The following is a 17,834-nucleotide window of genomic DNA, read 5'->3' as shown; positions in this document are numbered from 1 at the left end:
ATCATTTTATAAGATAGCTATTTAGTGTGTAGTGCCACAGATACTTTGCTCACAGGTTGCTTACCAAGTGCTTTGGTTATCTCCCATCCAGCATCACTTAACCTTTGTAAATCAATTCCATGTTCAATGCCAAGCCCTTGCAGTAAGTAAACTACATCTTCGGTGGCAACATTTCCTGACGCACCCTTAGCATAAGGGCAACCACCAAGGCCTGCAACTGCCGCGTCAACCGTTGCTATACCTAGGTTTAAGGCTGCGTAAATATTTGTGAGCGCTTGGCCGTAAGTATCGTGAAAATGCACGGCCAACTTGGTTTTATCAATGTGTGTTAAAAGTAATTCTATTAGCTGCGTTACTTTTTTAGCAGTGCCAACACCTATGGTATCGCCAAGGCTTACTTCGTAACAGCCTAAGTCTAATAGTTTTTGCGACACACTCAGCACTGCTTGTGGGTCAATTTCACCCTCGTATGGGCAACCGAGTACACAGCTTACATAACCACGTACGCGGATATTATTCGCTTTAGCAAACGCCATTACTTCACTAAAGCGCTCAATACTTTCATCAATTGAGCAGTTTATATTTTTTTGACAAAACGACTCACTCGCAGCGGTAAATATAGCAAACTCTTTAATGCCGACGTCGTGCGCTGCTTGTGCACCTTTTAAATTAGGGGTAAGGGCACTTAAATTTACATCAGGTAAATCGAGCGATGAAATAACGTCAGCCGAGTCTGCCATTTGTGGCACCCACTTAGGGGATACAAACGCGCCGGCTTCAATGTTTTTTAAACCTGCAGCACTTAGGGCGTTAATAAGCGATACTTTATCGGCTGTACTGACTGTTTTTTCGTTTTGAAGGCCGTCTCGCGCGCCAACTTCAACAATACGGACTTTACTCGGAAAGGTAGTCATTATGCACCTTCCTCAGTCGTATCTTCTACTATAGCAAGCAGAGCACCATGGGTTACTAATTCACCTTCACCAAAACAGTAGCTTTTTAAAATACCGTCGTGAGGCGCGTTAAGCGTGTATTCCATTTTCATAGCTTCAATAATAACAACTGCATCACCTTTGGTAATTGTGCTGCCAAGGTCAATTAAGTGTTTTACTACCGTGCCATTGAGCGGGGCGGCAAGGGGCAGTGCTTCGCTTTCGTGCGAACTAATATAATGTTTATCAACTAGTTCAAGCTTAGTTTGCAGTGCTTTATTCATCACCGTCAAACTATTACCTACAGTACTATTGCCAACGGTATTATTACCTACCGTATTATTATCTACCGTAGTTACGTGTGCGCTGTGTTTTTCGCCGTTAATAAATACACTACACAGACCATTATTTAATGTGCCTTGTAAGTTAAATACGTGCTCGTTATGCGTAATACTATAGCCCGCTGTGGTTTTTATAGCGCTTAGCTGTAAATCGGCAAAAGGGACTTTAATTACTTGCGGCGCATTAAGTGTAAAACCACTCAGTTGTTGCCAAGGGCTTGCACTGTTTTGCGAATTTTGGGTGTCACTTAACGATTCTAAATATGCAAACGCACCAATAAGTTGGCTTGCTTGCAATAACGATTTATCAACAGCAACTAACGAATCACCTTGCTCAGCAATAAAGTGAGTACTTGGCGCACCTTGTTTAAACGTAGGGTGGCTTGCTAAATTATGTAAAAAACCAATGTTAGTGCTAAAACCCGCTAAATGAAATTGCTCAAGGGCGTGTTGTAAACGGCTCAGTGCTTGTTCGCGATTGTCGTCGTGCACAATCAGCTTTGCAATCATCGGGTCGTAAAATGGGCTGATTTCATCGCCTTGTGCAATACCTGTATCAATGCGTACAAATTCACTGTTAAGCGGTGTATGCAGTGCTTCAATAGTGCCCGAGCACGGGATAAAGTCGTTAGCTGGATCTTCTGCGTATATGCGCGCTTCAAAGCTATGACCCTGCAATTGAATATCACTTTGTGTTAGAGGCAATGTTTGCCCACCCGCAATATTAATTTGCCAATTGACTAAATCTACACCGGTTACCATTTCGGTCACGGGATGCTCTACCTGTAGGCGCGTGTTCATTTCCATAAAGAAAAATTCATCGCCACACAGTAAAAACTCAACCGTACCTGCACCTCGATAATTTATTGCAAGCGCACAGCGTACAGCCGCTTCGCCCATTTCTTTGCGTAGCTCGTCAGATAAACCCGGGGCAGGGGCTTCTTCAATTACTTTTTGATGACGACGTTGCAAAGAGCAATCACGATCGCCTAGATAAACACAGTTACCGTAGTTATCTGCAAATATTTGTACTTCAACATGGCGAGGTTGGTTAACGTAGCGCTCAAGTAATACTAAATCATTACCAAAGCCGGCAATAGCTTCACGTTGCGCACCTTGCAGTGCGCTCATAAAGTCTTTTGCTTTTTCAACTACGCGCATGCCTTTACCACCGCCACCAAAGGCGGCTTTAATAAGTACAGGGTAGCCAATTTTTTCAGCTTCACTTTGTAAAAAAGCAGGATCTTGTTTATCACCGTAATAACCAGGTACTAAAGGCACATTAGCAGCGGCCATTATTTCTTTAGCGCGGGTTTTAGACCCCATTGCTTCAATGCTACTTGCAGGTGGCCCTACAAAAGCAATGTTGTTCGCTTCGCAGGCTTTAGCAAATTCGCTGTTTTCAGATAAAAAACCATACCCCGGGTGAATACAATCAGCGCTGCAGTCTTTGGCTACTTGTAAAATTTTGTCTGCCACTAAATACGAGTCTTTACTTGGCGCAGCGCCAATATGGTAAGCCTCGTCAGCCATTTTTACGTGCTGGGCATGTTTGTCTGCATCAGAGTAAACCGCGACCGTGGTTAAGCCCATTTGTTTTGCACTGCGCATTACGCGGCACGCAATTTCTCCGCGATTGGCAATCAGTATTTTTTGTAATCGTTGTGTGTTCATAATTAATCCTACAGTTGCCAAGCGGGTGGGCGTTTATCAAAAAAGGCAGTTAGCCCTTCTTGACCTTCTTCAGATACGCGAATTTTTGCAATACGCTCAGCGGTAAGTTCAATGAGTTCATCGGTAATTGGCTTATTTGCTACATCGTTAATCAATGCTTTTGCGGCTTTTACTGCAACAGGTCCGTTATCAATCAGTGTTTGCAGCATGTTATCGAGTGCACAGTCTAAGTTACCGGTTACTTGATGAATTAAACCCAGTTGCTTAGCTGTATGCGCATCAAACACCTCAGCCGTTAAAAAATATCTGCGAGCAGCGCGTTCACCAATGGCTTTAATTACATACGGGCTAATAACAGCCGGAATAAGGCCAAGCTTTACTTCGCTTAAACAAAATTGCGCGTCGTCTTTACTAAGGGCTATGTCGCAACAGGCTATTAAGCCCAGTGCACCACCAAAAGCAGCGCCTTGTACGGCGCAAATTGTAGGATGGGGCGAGCTTGCTAATACCTGCATTAATTTAGCTAATTGCATTGAGTCAGCTAAATTATCGGCGTAGTTGTTATCCGCCATCGACTTCATCCAGGCTAAATCGGCACCGGCTGAAAAATGCTTACCTTCAGTTTTCAAAACCAAAGCGCGAATATCAAGCGTATTTGCATGTTCAATACACTGAATAAGTTCGTGTATTACTTCACTGTTAAATGCGTTTCTTTTTTCTGGGCGACTTAACACAAGTACAGCCACATTAGATTTTGTTATTTGTAGTGTTACTGACATTTTGCGCTCCGGTTACATTCTAAATACGCCAAATTTCGAATCACGTTTTGGTGCGTTGTTCGCAGCCGTTAACGCAAGCCCTAATACACTTCGCGTGTCGGCAGGGTCTATAATGCCGTCATCCCACAAGCGGGCGCTGGCGTAATACGGATGACCTTGCTCTTCGTATTGATCAATAATTGGCTTTTTAAAGTCAGTGATTTCTTGCTCGCTCATGCTTTGGCCTTTGCGTGCTAAACCATCTTGTTTAACTTGCGCCATTACACCCGCTGCTTGCTCGCCGCCCATTACCGAAATACGTGCATTAGGCCACATCCACATCATGGTAGGTTCAAATGCACGGCCACACATTCCGTAGTTACCTGCGCCGTAAGAGCCGCCAATAAGTACTGTAAATTTAGGCACATCAGCACACGAAACCGCCATCACCATTTTAGCGCCGTGCTTTGCAATGCCTTCGGCTTCGTATTTTTTACCCACCATAAAGCCGGTAATATTTTGTAAAAACACTAAAGGAATATTGCGCTGAGCACACAGCTGAATAAAGTGCGCGCCTTTTTGCGCCGACTCACTAAATAAAATACCGTTATTAGCCACTATGCCAACAGGGTTGCCATAAATGCTGGCAAAACCGGTGACGAGCGTCTCACCAAAGTAGCGTTTAAATTCATCAAATGATGAGTCGTCCACTGTGCGCGCTATTACTTCGCGTACATCAAATGGCTTTTTAAGGTCGGTGCCCACAATGCCGTAAAGCTCGTTAATATCATAACGAGGTGGCTTTACATCCTCTAGAAGAGGGGCTGTAGGGCGTGTGTAATTAATACGCTCAATACACTGGCGCGCAATAGAAAGTGCATGAGCATCATTCTCAGCAAAGTGGTCAGCAACACCCGACACTTTACAGTGCACATCGGCGCCGCCAAGTTCTTCGGCTGTTACTTCCTCGCCGGTTGCTGCTTTTACAAGCGGCGGGCCTGCTAAAAATATAGTGCCTTGATCTTTTACAATAATGCTTTCATCGGCCATTGCTGGTACATATGCACCCCCTGCGGTACATAAACCCATTACCACGGCAATTTGTGGAATACCTTTACCCGACATACGGGCTTGATTGTAAAAAATACGACCAAAATGCAGCTTATCCGGAAATACATCGTCTTGCTCTGGCAGGTTAGCACCGCCCGAATCAACCAAGTAAATACACGGTAAGTGGCAACGCTCTGCGATATCTTGTGCACGTAAATGCTTTTTAACAGTAAGCGGAAAGTACGTACCGCCTTTAACCGTGGCATCGTTTGCAATAATCATGCATTCAATGCCTTTAACACGGCCAATACCGGCTACAACACCGGCGCACGGTATTGCTTGTTCGTACACACCAAATGCCGCAAATTGCGAAATTTCTAAAAACGGTGAGCCTTCGTCAATTAACGTACTTATACGGTCGCGTACAAATAACTTACCACGGCCTTCGTGGCGCTCTTTTAATGCGGCGCCTCCGCCTTGGCTAATAGTGGCTACTTTACTGCGTAAATCATCCACCAGCGTCGACATGTTTTTATGGTTTTGCACAAACGTTGGATCGTGAGGATTAACGCTCGATTTTAAAATCGTCATGGTTTAATCCTTAACGGCTTTCAGTGAAAAGTTCGCGGCCAATAAGCATGCGGCGTATTTCTGATGTACCTGCACCAATTTCGTATAATTTGGCGTCACGCAGCAGGCGGCCTGTGGCGTATTCGTTTATGTAGCCATTGCCACCTAAAATTTGAATCGCATCTAGCGCCATTTTGGTTGCAAGCTCTGCGGCGTATAAAATTGCACCGGCGGCATCTTTACGGGTGGTTTCACCACGGTCACAAGAGCGAGCTACCGTGTACACATATGAGCGCGCAGCATTCATTTGTGTATACATGTCGGCTACTTTGCCTTGAATTAACTGAAACTGCCCAATAGGGGTGTCAAACTGTTTACGCTCATGAATGTACGGTACCACTATATCCATACACGCTTGCATTATGCCAAGCGGGCCTGCTGCAAGTACTACGCGTTCGTAATCAAGGCCACTCATAAGTACTTTAACGCCTTCGTTTAAGTTACCTAAAATGTTTTCCTCTGGCACTTCACAGTTTTCAAATACCAGCTCACAGGTGTTTGAGCCACGCATGCCTAGTTTGTCGAGTTTTTGCGCCGTAGAAAAACCCGGGAAGTCGCTCTCTACAATAAACGCGGTAATGCCTTTAGCACCGGCATCTAAATCTGTTTTAGCGTAAATAACTAACGTGTGCGCGTCTGGGCCATTGGTGATCCACATTTTATTGCCGTTTAAAATGTACTTATCGCCTTTTTTCTCAGCTTTAAGTTTCATCGATACAACGTCAGAGCCTGCATTAGGCTCACTCATTGCAAGGGCACCAATGTGCTCACCACTAATAAGCTTAGGTAAGTATTTTTCTTTTTGAGCTTGTGTACCATTACGGTTAATTTGATTAACACACAGGTTTGAATGCGCGCCATAGCTTAGGCCAATAGAGGCACTGGCACGGCTAATTTCTTCCATAGCAATAACATGTTCTAAGTAACCTAACCCTGCGCCACCTAACTCTTCAGATACGGTCATACCCAGTACGCCCATTTCGCCCATTTGTGCCCAAAGTTGATTTGGAAATGCGTTATCTAAGTCAGTTTTTTCAGCAAGCGGGGCAATTTCCTGACTCGCAAAACTGTTTACGTGGTCGCGGATCATATCGGCGGTTTCGCCTAGGCCAAAGTTCATTTCTTTATATAGTGAAATAGTGCTCATGATTCATTCCTGTGTGTCGTCAGTGTGTTGTTATTCTTAAAATAGGCTACTCGTCTATTTTGTTAAGTGTGTCTCTGCAGCGGCGTTCGGCCGTCACTAACTCCATAAGAACAACTTTAATGTCGTCCATTTGTTGAGATAGGTCAGACTTTTTATCAGCTATTAAATCAAGCATGGTAACCAGCTGCTTAGCGCTCGACTTATCAGCGTCGTACAGTTCAAACAAACGGCCGGTTTCGGCAAGCGTAAAGCCCAATCGTTTACCACGTAATATTAGTTTTAAGCGAACTTTGTCGCGTTTTGAATAAATACGGGTTTGACCATTACGATCAGGTGTTATTAGCCCTTGGTCTTCGTAAAAGCGAATAGAGCGGGTAGTAATGTCAAACTCTTTAGCGAGTTCGCTAATGCTAAATGTTTGTTCATTACTTGCTGGCACCTTGGCAGAGCTTGCAAAGTTTGTTTGATTATCTGGTTTCATAGTTGTATTTACCTCATTCGAATAACCCCAATATAAGTGAAGTTTACGTAAAGGTAAAGCTTGGCGTGATTTGAAACTATTTATAAAGGAGTGTCGGTGTGAAATGTTAAGTTATATACTTGTAATTCAATAAGTTAATTTTATTTGTTTGATGCAGCCTAACAGCTGGAAAATAATGCTTACACTTTTAAAACTAAAAATTAAGCTGTTTTTAGTTGACGTTGGCGTAAACGTTAGTATTGTGTGTAGGTATTAAATAATAAATGAATACTAAATTAATAGAGCAAATATACTAACAATTATTTGCATTAAATTACAACGGAGTTAGTTATGACTTTAGAATCAGTGGTAATTGTAGCAGCAAAACGCACCCCAATGGGTGGTTTTATGGGGGCGTTAAGTGATGCGCAGTCTACCGAGCTTGGCGCAACCGCCATTGCCAGTGCACTTGCACAAACTGGTTTAGCTAATGATGCAATAGACGAAGTAATTATGGGGTGTGTATTACCTGCAGGCCTTGGGCAGGCACCCGCACGCCAAGCCATGTTAAAAGCTGGCCTTGCACTTAGCACTGGCGCTACAACAATCAACAAAGTATGTGGCTCTGGTTTAAAAGCGGCCATGCTTGCAAACGATTTAATTAAAGCAGGCTCTATTCAATCTGCTATTGCCGGTGGCATGGAAAGCATGACTAACGCACCGTACTTTATTCCAAAAGCGCGTGGCGGAATGCGTATGGGCCACGGCGAAATAAAAGATCACATGATGAGCGATGGCCTTGAAGACGCTTACGACAACAAAGCAATGGGCTGTTTTGCACAAGACACCGCCGACGAATACGGCATTGGCCGCGAGCAAATGGATACGTTTGCACTGGGCTCATTAAGTAAAGCAAAAGCCGCTATACAAAATGGTAGCTTTGATAACGAAGTTGCGCCGCACACTATGCAAACACGCAAAGGCGATGTAACAGTTTCGATTGATGAGCAACCAGGTAACGCCCGTCCTGAAAAAATTCCAAGCTTACGTGCAGCCTTTAAAAAAGACGGCACTATTACTGCCGCTAATTCATCGTCAATTTCAGACGGTGGCGCAGCGCTCATATTAATGAGCGAATCAAAAGCAAAAGAGCAGGGCTTAACACCGCTTTGTAAAATTGTAGCCCACAGTACGCATTCTCAAAAACCAAGTGAATTTACAGTAGCGCCAGTAGGCGCAATAAGCAGCGTACTTGAAAAAGCAGGTTGGGCTGTAAACGACGTTGACCTTTGGGAAATTAACGAAGCATTTGCCATGGTAACTATGCTGGCTATTAACGAGTTAAAACTTGATGAAAGCAAAGTAAACGTAAATGGCGGTGCATGTGCACTTGGCCACCCAATTGGTGCAAGCGGCGCGCGTATTTTAGTCACGCTTATTCATGCTCTTAAAAACCGAGGCCTTAAAAAAGGTATCGCGTCTTTATGTATTGGTGGCGGTGAAGCGGTTGCGATGGCCGTAGAAGCATATTAACTAGGTATTTAATAGTTATAAGAAAACTGTACGAATAACTATAAAAGCGCTGCACTAATAATACTAACAAAGCGGCGCTACCAATTTTAAAAGAGAACACACAACTCACACACTAGGATTTAATCATGCACCAAGTACCACTACTTATTAATGGCGAATTTATTCAATCAGCATCAAAAGAGCTTATCGATGTTATAAACCCAGCAACTCAAGAAGTACTTGCACAAGTGCCATGTACCACCGAGTCAGAAATGGACGCGGCAATTGCCTCAGCTTCTGAGACGTTTAAAACATGGAAAGACGTACCCATTACCGAACGTGCTCGCATTATGATGAAGTACGCAGCGTTATTAAAAGAACATCACGATGAGCTTGCTACTATTATTTGCCACGAATTGGGTAAAACATTTGAAGATGCAAAAGGCGATGTTTGGCGTGGTATTGAAGTAGTAGAACAAGCCGCTAATGCTCCATCATTAATGATGGGTGAAACAATGGAAAACGTAGCGCGTAAAATCGATACGTATTCTTACATGCAGCCACTTGGCGTATGTGCGGGCGTTACTCCGTTTAACTTCCCTGCGATGATCCCACTTTGGATGTTCCCGCTGGCTATTGTGTGTGGTAACACCTTTATTTTAAAACCGTCTGAGCAAGATCCTCTTACGCCAATGCGCTTAGCCGAGCTATTTATTGAAGCCGGTGCACCAAAAGGCGTATTACAAGTTGTACACGGTACAAAACCACAAGTAGACCGCTTATTAGAAGACAAAGCAGTACGTGCTATTTCGTTTGTTGGCTCGTGTGGCGTAGGTGCTTATATTTATTCTAAAGGCACACAAAACCTTAAACGCGTGCAAGCGTGTGTTGGCGCTAAAAACCACATGGTTATTATGCCTGATGCAAGTAAATCGCACGTTGTGAACAACCTAGTAGGCGCATCGGTTGGTGCAGCTGGTCAGCGTTGTATGGGTATTTCGGTTGCTGTATTTGTAGGCCAAGCGAGCGAATGGGTAGACGAAATTAAAGCAGGCTTTGAAAATGTACGCCCAGGCGTGTGGGATGATGCAAATGCGGCATATGGTCCACAAACATCAAAAGCAGCAAAAGCACGTATTTTATCGCTTATTGCTGGTGGTAAAGAGCAAGGCGCTACCTGTTTAATTGATGGCTCAGACTTTACAGTTGAAGGTTTTGAGCAAGGTAACTGGGTTGGACCAACGTTATTTACTGACGTTACAAAAGAGATGGATTTATACAAAGAAGAAATATTTGGCCCAGTACTGGCGTGTATGTTTGTAGACACGCTTGATGAAGCAATCGCACTTATTAACGACAGCCCTTACGGTAACGGCACCTCGTTATTTACTTCAAGCGGCGCAGTGGCTCGTAAATTCCAACACGAAATTGAAGTAGGGCAAGTAGGTATTAATGTGCCAATTCCGGTGCCGCTTCCGTTCTTTTCGTTCACTGGTTGGAAAGGCTCGTTTTACGGCGATACGCACACGTACGGTAAGCAAGGTATTCGTTTTTACACAGAAACTAAAACGATTACTTCACGTTGGTTTGAAGATGACATTGCGTCGGGTCCAAACATGAGCATTAACTTAAAATAATCGTAATTAAAAAATGAGTAAATAAAAGAATAATTAATAATAAAGATGAGCGCGAAGGCTACTTCACATACAACACACATAAGCCTTCGCCGCTCGTCACGATATCCCCGTAACGGGAAACGCTAACAACACAACTAACATAACTTACACAATTAAAGAGGTCTAACATGGACTTTAACTTATCTGAAGATCAACAAGCCTTTGCGCAAACAGCACGACAATTTGCCGAGTCAGAACTCGCACCTTATGCTGCAAAATGGGACCGCGAACATATTTTCCCTAAAGACACGATTAAAGCAGCAGGCGAGCTTGGTTTTTGTGGTTTATACACGCCAGAGGAAGCGGGCGGCCTTGGTTTATCACGTTTAGATTCGAGCATTATTTTTGAACAGCTTGCTATGGGCTGTACAGCAACCACGGCCATGTTGACCATTCATAATATGGCCACGTGGATGGTAGCAAGTTTTGGTACCGATGCAATTAAAGACAAATACGTAGAGCAATTAGTAATGGGCGAGCTACTTGCCTCTTATTGTTTAACAGAGCCAGGCTCGGGCTCAGACGCCGCATCACTTAAAACAAAAGCTGTGCTTGAGGGCGATGAGTACGTTATTAACGGCTCAAAAATGTTTATATCGGGCGCTGGCGAAACCGAAGTACTAGTGGTAATGGCACGTACAGGCGGCGAAGGCGCAGCGGGTATTTCTGCATTTGTAGTCCCTGCCGACGCAAAAGGCGTTGAGTACGGCAAAGCAGAAGAAAAAATGGGTTGGAACGCACAACCAACACGCTTAATTAGCTTTGAAGATGTACGCATTCCTGCGCATAACTTATTAGGGGCTGAGGGCGAAGGCTTTAAATTTGCAATGCAAGGCCTTGATGGCGGTCGAATTAACATTGCCACATGTTCAATTGGTACAGCGCAAGCGGCGCTTAATACCGCCCGTGAATATTTAAAAGAGCGCACTCAATTTGGTAAACCACTCGCTGCGTTTCAAGCACTACAATTTAAAATTGCCGATATGAACACCGAGCTTGTAGCTGCGCGCCAAATGGTCAGGCTTGCTGCATTTAAACTTGATAATAACGACGTTGAAAAAACCACTTACTGCGCCATGGCTAAACGCTTTGCTACTGATGTTGGTTTTACCGTGTGTAACGACGCGCTGCAAATTCATGGCGGTTACGGTTACATAAAAGAATACCCACTTGAGCGCCATGTACGCGATGTACGCGTTCATCAAATTTTAGAAGGCACTAACGAAATCATGCGTGTAATTATTGCGCGCCGTATTTTAGCTGAGTCAGCAAGCGACGTTTTATAAGGAGCAATGTATGTCAGAATCTAAATCTAATCCGAGTATTGAACTTACAACCGAAGGTCATGTTGCAATTTTAACAATGTCTAACCCGCCAGCAAACACGTGGACAAAAGACACTTTAGTTGATTTAAAAAATACCGTTAACGAGCTAAACAACAATAAAAATATTTATGCCTTAGTACTGACTGGCGAAGGCGAGAAGTTTTTTAGCGCCGGTGCCGACCTAAACGTATTTGCTGGTGGCGATAAAGGCGTAGCCGCCGATATGTCGCGTGTATTTGGTGAAGCATTTGAAGCGCTTACTAATTTTAGAGGCGTGTCGGTTGCAGCTATAAACGGCTATGCAATGGGCGGTGGCTTAGAGGTTGCCCTTGCGTGCGATATACGTATTGCGGAAGAGCAAGCACAAATGGCGCTACCTGAAGCTAAAGTTGGGTTATTACCGTGTGCGGGTGGTACACAAAATTTAGCATGGCTTGTAGGTGAAGGCTGGGCAAAACGCATGATTTTATGCGGCGAGCGCTTAAAAGCCGATAAAGCCCTGCAAATTGGCTTAGTAGAAGAAGTAGTACCACAAGGCGAAAGCTTTGCAGCGGCATTAAAACTTGCCAACCAAGTGGCCGATCAAAGCCCTACTTCAGTAGCTGCGTGTAAAACATTGATTCAAAAAGGGCGCCATCAACCAATGGCAAGTGTATTGCCTCTTGAACGTGAATTATTTGTTGGTTTATTTGATACCGAAGATCAACAAGAAGGCGTAAATGCCTTTTTAGAAAAACGCCGCGCTAACTGGGTAAACGGCTAATGAGTGCTTTAACAGTATTAAATAGCGCCGATGAGCCCGTGATATTCGAAATTGCCACCACAGAAAACGGCAGTTTAATAGGGCTTATTACACTCAATGCGCCAAAAGCGTTAAATGCGCTTAATTTTGAGATGATCAAATTACTTGAGCCGCAATTGCGAGCTTGGCAAGACGATGATGCTATTGCAGTGGTATTGTTAAAAGGCGCTGGCGATAAAGCATTTTGTGCTGGTGGCGATGTTGTCAGCCTTCATCATGCAATGGCGCAAGGTAAACCAACAAGCCTAGTTGAAGAGTTTTTTACTCTTGAGTACAAGCTTGATTACCTTATTCATACCTTTGATAAACCAATTCTTGTTTGGGGTAACGGCATAGTAATGGGCGGCGGTTTAGGGTTAATGGCCGGTGCTAGCCACCGCGTCGTAACTGAAACATCACGCATTGCCATGCCAGAGCAATCCATTGGTTTATACCCAGATGTAGGCGGCAGTTACTTTTTACATAAAATGCCACAAAGCGTCGGACTATTTTTAGGCTTAACGTCGGCCTCTATAAACTGCGAAGACGCACGTTTTGTATCACTTGCCGATCACTTTATCGATAGTAATAAATTTGATGCCATGCTTGCGCAAATTTTAACTGCCAAGTGGGGAAAAACTGCAAGTCTAAATCATGACAGGTTAACCGATTTGCTCACCGATTTAGACAACCAGTCGGCGCGTATGCCCAAAGGCAACGTAAAAGCTAATCTAAAAACGATTCAAAAACTGGGTGAGTTTACAACCTTACAAGAGCAGGTTGATTACATTTTAGGGCTAACTACTGACGATAAATGGCTACAACGCGCTCAAAAATCACTAAAACACGGATGCCCACTAAGTTGTGCACTTGTAAGTGAGCAATTAAAAACAAGCCAAGGCAAAAGCTTATTAGCGTGTTTTAAAATGGAACTGGGTATGTCGGTTCGCGCTGGCGAAGTAGGTGAGTTTCAAGAAGGTGTAAGGGCACTACTAATAGATAAAGACGGTGCGCCAAATTGGCAATACAAAACACTTAGTGATGTACCACAAACAATAATAGATAGCTTTTTTGCTAACCGCTTTGGCGAAAATCACCCGCTCAATGAGCTTGCTGTTAAGTAAAATTGGTATTTAAAAGGAACAACTATGAGTAAATTAAACATAGGTTTTATTGGTTTAGGTAATATGGGCGGCCCAATGGCGGCTAACTTAATTAAAGCTGGGCATACTGTTAGCGTGTTCGATTTAAACCAATCGGTCGTAAATGAGCTTGCAAGCAAAGGCGCAAAAGCAGCAGTTGATGCAAAGCAGTGCGCAACTAATGCTGACGTACTTATTAGTATGTTACCTGCGGGCAAACATGTTAAGTCGCTGTACTTAGGTAATAACGACGACAACGGCCTAATTAACGTGCTGAGCAAAAATACATTAGTAATTGATTGTTCAACAATAGATGCAGAATCAGCACGTATTGTAGGCAGCGCACTTGGTGAACAAGGCATAAGCTTTGTAGATGCACCGGTGTCGGGCGGCGTTGCAGGCGCAACTGCTGGCACACTTACTTTTATTGTTGGCGGCGAAAAAGCAGCGTTTGATAAAGCAAATACAGTGCTGAGTGATATGGGTAAAAACATATTTCATGCAGGCGATATTGGCGCAGGGCAAGTTGCCAAAATATGTAACAACATGCTACTTAGCATTTTAATGGCAGGCACCAGCGAAGCACTGCAAATGGGTATTAATAACGGCCTAGATCCTAAAGTACTTAGCGACATAATGACCGCAAGTTCTGGCCGTAACTGGACGCTCGAACTTTACAATCCTTGCCCAGGTGTAATGGATACCGCACCTGCAAGTAACGATTACAAACCAGGCTTTATGGTTGATTTAATGGCTAAAGATTTAGGCCTTGCTATGGAAGCCGCGCAGCAAAGTAATTCATCAACCCCTATGGGTTCAATGGCTAAAAATTTATACACTATGCTACAGCACCAAGGTGCAGGTAGTGATGATTTTAGTGCCATTTTTAAACTGTTTTCTAAGTAGGAGCAACGCGTGGAAATTAAAAATAACACGGTAGTAATAACCGGTGGCGCACAAGGTTTAGGCTTTGCAATGGCGCAAAAGTTTGCACTTATGGGCGCAAACATTGCTTTAATAGATATGGCACAAGACTTATTAAACAACGCATGCGAGCAACTCACACAGCTTGAAGGTGTCACAGGCAACATTAAAGGGTATGCCGCAAACGTAACCGCTGAAAGCGAAGTAGAAAACGTATTTAATACCATTAACAGTGATTTTGGTCACATTGGTGTGCTTATAAACAACGCCGGTATTTTACGCGACGGCATGTTTATAAAAGCTAAAGACGGCAAAGTCGTTAAAAAAATGTCTCTTGAGCAATTTCAATCTGTGATTGATGTAAACCTGACAGGTGTGTTTTTAGCAGGGCGCGAAGCTGCAAGCCACATGATTGAATCAGGCAAAGGCGGCGTTATAGTCAATATGTCGAGCGTAGCGCGCGCAGGTAACATAGGCCAAACAAACTACGCGGCATCAAAAGCAGGCGTAGTGGCACTTACCACCACATGGGCTAAAGAACTTGGCCGCTTTGGTATACGTGTAGGCGCTATTGCACCAGGTGTAATAAGCACCGCCATGACCGACGCCATGAAGCCCGAAGCCAAACAACGTATGCTTGCAGTAACACCCGTAGGGCGCTTAGGTGAAAGCGACGAAATTGCCCATACCGCACAATACATAATCGAAAACGACTTTTTTACCGGTCGCGTGGTAGAAATAGACGGTGGTATTCGTTTGTAAAGTAAGTAGTTTTACGGTTGAATTTAAAAAGCATGGTTGTTGTGGACTGTGCTTTTTTTTGGGTACCTTGTTCAGGTGTGTTTCATACTTTCACAATCATATTGATTAATAGGTATAGGCTCAGTATACTTTATATCTTATTAGTTGGAGGTTTTATGACTTTAGATACAATCAAAAAAGCAGCATTAGCTATGATAAATAAGAAAGAGGTTTCCTCATATGACTTACCAAAAAGTATTAAGTCTAAGATAGCTTCTCGTACTTACTCTGCTTCAGAAATAAATAAAGCATATAAAAAATCTAATACAATTGGATAGTTAATATGTGGAAGCACAATATTTTTGATGACATGATCGAAGATGAAAATGACTTTGTGGGTAAAGTTGCATATTCACTTTACAAGCAAGAAAAAGTAGCTTGGGTTAAGCATTTTAAAACCCAAAATACTGACTACCCAACAAAAGATGAAATCCAAAAATTCTTCCATGTCCCATCGGCGCGCTCGGAATCAATTAAACGTTTTAGGAATGAAGCCGAATTAGTTGTCAATAACTTCATAAACCTTACACTTTCTGAAGATTTGACGTCTTATAAAGAAGCTTTAAAAGATGATGCAGTTTTAAAGCAGATTAAAAAGCCTTTTAGAGCATCCGTTTTGGAAAGTCTCACCGCTGCACTCTTGGCCTCAGTACTTACAGCAACCTTTTCAACTGCGTATTGGTTATATAGTGAAATGCAAGACTCAAAAAAATTAGAGCAGCTAATAAAAGCAGCTCCAATTAGCGACGAAATAAAAAATAAAATTCTTGAAAAATAGTACATAAGTTAAATACTAAAGTGTATTTAGTTAACACCTATAAACGACTTGATTGTATTGGAATGTCGTTCGGTAGTATAACTGTGGATAAAGAGCTAAACAAATTGAACTTGCGGAGTTAGGAGAAAGTGAATGCGCAATGGCAACTGTATTGTCTTGTTCATAATATAGAAAAGCTGAAAAACACGATGCATTAAGAAGGGGAAGCCCTTTTAACCTAAATAAAAGCCACTCAAACACCCGTAATCCCGTCCAAAACGCCAATTAAAACAACACCAAATTCCCACTTTATATTCTGCATAAAATACAGTAATCGATTGAACCAAAATAGGAACTCAGCTATGGTTTGTTTATCAATAAAAACAAATAAAAAACGAGTTAATCTACAGGCTCGTTATATAAAGTTAAATGTTTAGAGTTAAGGAATTTATAATGAGTGACCTACCAAATGTATTTATAGCGTCTTCAGTCGAAGGATTGTCAGTTGCTGAGGCTGTAAATATTAAACTTGAGTATGAGGCTAGAGTAAAGCAATGGGATAACGCATTTGACTTATCATCAGTCACCATTACTTCATTAATAAAGCGAGCTAAAGAAACTGATTTTGGAATTTTTGTGTTCCATAAAGATGATAAAACTACTATTCGTGGCGATACCTATAGCGTTGTTAGGGATAATGTTCTTTTTGAGTTAGGTCTGTTTATTGGGGCTTTAGGTATAGAAAAGTGTTTCGTAATGATACCTAAGTCTTCTGAGAATAATTTTAGGCTACCTACAGATTTAGCTGGTGTAACAACTACCACATACGATGATCAACTAGATGATATGGTTGACGCTGTAGCCACTAGTTGCGCCAAGATCAAGCACGCCATTAAAAAGGTAAATGTTCCTAAAATTGAATTAGAAGAGCAAAAAACAGATTCTGTTCATGACATCCTCCAACGACAGCTTAGTGATACTCAGTCTCAATTATGGAGCTTGCGCCATGATGCAGAATACGCCAAGGAAGAAGCTGGGTTGCTAATGGAGTCGATAAATAGCTATCTGTATTCTATTGCTAAGCCAGCAACAGAATCGGAAATAGTTGCCTGGGAAACTGGTGCTAAAGAAAGCTATTTGAAAGATATAAAAATCGATAGACGTAATGTTTACTTTATCGATAAAGATATCGTTGTTCCCCCGCTAACGGGAGCAAATAGTATTTCTTTAATTATTGAGAAAGGCGTAAAGGTTCACGGTTCAAAAAAGCGAAGTCATAACACAATTTATTATATGGATGGCTTTAGAAAAGATGGAATTATATAACAACACGCCCTGAGGTGGACGACTAGTAAAATTTAGCTATTAACTGCAAATTTTAAAAGTGGTGTGCCTCTGCGTTTTAAGGCCGCTAAATACGTCGATTCATCGTAGGGTGTATTCGTTTTCCAGCACCTAAATACAATCCTTATCCATTTAAATGCCAGTGATCTAATAATGCTGTTATGCGGCTTACCCTTGGCTTTTTGTTGCTCATAATACGCTTTAGCCCAAAACGAATAACGAATAGAAAAGCCTGCCCATCCTAATCATTAGGAAAAAAGCCAACAAAAACAGTATGAAGAGTGCATTATTATAAATAATGAATCACGCAAAAAGCTGAGCTATGTAGACAAAATGAAAGCAAAAATAGACAGCCCAACAAATTAAACAAGACACCCACACTAAATTTTGCACTTTTCGAAGTTAGAGGCTAGCCTTTGTTTAGTGCAAAAAACGAGCAGGGTGTCTTATGGCGATTGCAAGAAAGCGTCAAGTAAGTTTGGTTGATACAAAATACTACCATTACGCCGTGCGCGACTTAAAATTTTGTTATCAAGGTTGAAAAAGGCATGTTCTAACTTTATATAGTAATCGTCAAAAA

General features: G+C 42.5%; 16 protein-coding genes and 3 pseudogenes. 12 read left to right on the top strand and 7 right to left on the bottom strand.

Features of this window, described 5'->3' with window-relative positions:
* Positions 1 to 17: 17 nt before the first annotated feature.
* Genes I6F53_RS16265 through I6F53_RS16240 form a run of 6 tightly spaced genes read right to left on the bottom strand, consistent with a single transcriptional unit; the run spans position 18 to position 7,013 of the window.
* Positions 18 to 914: a hydroxymethylglutaryl-CoA lyase gene (locus I6F53_RS16265; protein WP_197240308.1), complete on the bottom strand. Its 897-nt coding sequence runs from the start codon at positions 912 to 914 to the stop codon at positions 18 to 20.
* Entirely contained in the window at positions 914 to 2,947 is a 2,034-nt protein-coding gene (locus tag I6F53_RS16260; RefSeq protein ID WP_197240307.1) for an acetyl/propionyl/methylcrotonyl-CoA carboxylase subunit alpha, read from the bottom strand. The genes I6F53_RS16265 and I6F53_RS16260 overlap by 1 nt, the downstream gene beginning before the upstream one ends.
* 8 nt (positions 2,948 to 2,955) lie before the next feature.
* Entirely contained in the window at positions 2,956 to 3,726 is a 771-nt protein-coding gene (locus I6F53_RS16255; RefSeq protein WP_165721566.1) for an enoyl-CoA hydratase/isomerase family protein, read from the bottom strand.
* A gap of 12 nt (positions 3,727 to 3,738) precedes the next feature.
* Positions 3,739 to 5,346, bottom strand: a complete 1,608-nt coding sequence (locus tag I6F53_RS16250; RefSeq protein ID WP_197240306.1) for a carboxyl transferase domain-containing protein — start codon at positions 5,344 to 5,346, stop codon at positions 3,739 to 3,741.
* Between the two features lie 10 nt (positions 5,347 to 5,356).
* Positions 5,357 to 6,532 (bottom strand): isovaleryl-CoA dehydrogenase, encoded by a 1,176-nt coding sequence (locus I6F53_RS16245; protein WP_165727515.1) that lies wholly within the window; start codon positions 6,530 to 6,532, stop codon positions 5,357 to 5,359.
* 46 nt (positions 6,533 to 6,578) lie between these two features.
* Positions 6,579 to 7,013, bottom strand: a complete 435-nt coding sequence (locus I6F53_RS16240) for a MerR family transcriptional regulator (protein ID WP_197175206.1) — start codon at positions 7,011 to 7,013, stop codon at positions 6,579 to 6,581.
* A gap of 330 nt (positions 7,014 to 7,343) precedes the next feature.
* Between I6F53_RS16240 and I6F53_RS16235 the strand changes: the two genes are divergently transcribed.
* The 11 genes and pseudogenes from I6F53_RS16235 to I6F53_RS16190 all read left to right on the top strand — a co-directional run bounded on the left by I6F53_RS16235 (position 7,344) and on the right by I6F53_RS16190 (position 17,236).
* The gene (locus tag I6F53_RS16235; RefSeq protein ID WP_197240305.1) at positions 7,344 to 8,525 is read left to right on the top strand and encodes a thiolase family protein; all 1,182 of its coding nucleotides are present in this window, start codon (positions 7,344 to 7,346) and stop codon (positions 8,523 to 8,525) included.
* A gap of 125 nt (positions 8,526 to 8,650) precedes the next feature.
* The gene (locus I6F53_RS16230) at positions 8,651 to 10,141 is read left to right on the top strand and encodes a CoA-acylating methylmalonate-semialdehyde dehydrogenase (protein ID WP_197119142.1); all 1,491 of its coding nucleotides are present in this window, start codon (positions 8,651 to 8,653) and stop codon (positions 10,139 to 10,141) included.
* A 167-nt stretch (positions 10,142 to 10,308) separates the two neighbouring features.
* Positions 10,309 to 11,466 carry an acyl-CoA dehydrogenase family protein gene (locus I6F53_RS16225; RefSeq protein ID WP_197240304.1) on the top strand — a complete coding sequence of 386 codons (1,158 nt, stop codon included), beginning with the start codon at positions 10,309 to 10,311 and terminating at the stop codon, positions 11,464 to 11,466.
* 10 nt (positions 11,467 to 11,476) lie between these two features.
* Positions 11,477 to 12,268, top strand: a complete 792-nt coding sequence (locus I6F53_RS16220; protein WP_024590175.1) for an enoyl-CoA hydratase — start codon at positions 11,477 to 11,479, stop codon at positions 12,266 to 12,268.
* Positions 12,268 to 13,410: an enoyl-CoA hydratase/isomerase family protein gene (locus tag I6F53_RS16215; protein ID WP_197240298.1), complete on the top strand. Its 1,143-nt coding sequence runs from the start codon at positions 12,268 to 12,270 to the stop codon at positions 13,408 to 13,410. Before I6F53_RS16220 ends, I6F53_RS16215 begins: the two co-directional genes overlap by 1 nt.
* A 24-nt stretch (positions 13,411 to 13,434) precedes the next feature.
* Positions 13,435 to 14,334, top strand: coding sequence for a 3-hydroxyisobutyrate dehydrogenase (gene mmsB / locus I6F53_RS16210; RefSeq protein WP_197119140.1), 900 nt, complete (start codon positions 13,435 to 13,437; stop codon positions 14,332 to 14,334).
* A gap of 9 nt (positions 14,335 to 14,343) precedes the next feature.
* Entirely contained in the window at positions 14,344 to 15,114 is a 771-nt protein-coding gene (locus I6F53_RS16205; protein WP_165740046.1) for an SDR family oxidoreductase, read from the top strand.
* Positions 15,115 to 15,269: 155 nt separating this feature from the next.
* The gene (locus I6F53_RS16200) at positions 15,270 to 15,431 is read left to right on the top strand and encodes a hypothetical protein (RefSeq protein WP_197240297.1); all 162 of its coding nucleotides are present in this window, start codon (positions 15,270 to 15,272) and stop codon (positions 15,429 to 15,431) included.
* Positions 15,432 to 15,436: 5 nt separating this feature from the next.
* Positions 15,437 to 15,931, top strand: a complete 495-nt coding sequence (locus I6F53_RS16195) for a hypothetical protein (RefSeq protein ID WP_197103582.1) — start codon at positions 15,437 to 15,439, stop codon at positions 15,929 to 15,931.
* Positions 15,932 to 15,972: 41 nt separating this feature from the next.
* A pseudogene (locus tag I6F53_RS20875) lies at positions 15,973 to 16,128 on the top strand (transposase); the annotation flags it as partial.
* A gap of 235 nt (positions 16,129 to 16,363) precedes the next feature.
* The gene (locus tag I6F53_RS16190; protein ID WP_197240295.1) at positions 16,364 to 17,236 is read left to right on the top strand and encodes a TIR domain-containing protein; all 873 of its coding nucleotides are present in this window, start codon (positions 16,364 to 16,366) and stop codon (positions 17,234 to 17,236) included.
* A gap of 32 nt (positions 17,237 to 17,268) precedes the next feature.
* On the opposite strand, the pseudogene I6F53_RS20870 reads toward I6F53_RS16190, so the two are convergent.
* Positions 17,269 to 17,493: pseudogene (locus I6F53_RS20870) on the bottom strand (IS110 family transposase); the annotation flags it as partial.
* A gap of 52 nt (positions 17,494 to 17,545) precedes the next feature.
* On the opposite strand from I6F53_RS20870, the pseudogene I6F53_RS20865 reads away from it, so the two are divergent.
* Positions 17,546 to 17,611, top strand: a pseudogene (locus I6F53_RS20865) (transposase); the annotation flags it as partial.
* Between the last annotated feature and the right edge of the window lie 223 nt (positions 17,612 to 17,834).

Source organism: Pseudoalteromonas sp. SWN29 (assembly GCF_015864465.1).
GTDB lineage: Bacteria > Pseudomonadota > Gammaproteobacteria > Enterobacterales > Alteromonadaceae > Pseudoalteromonas.
The sequence above is the reverse complement of the archived record's forward strand: the minus strand, read 5'-3'. Positions and strand labels throughout refer to the sequence as shown.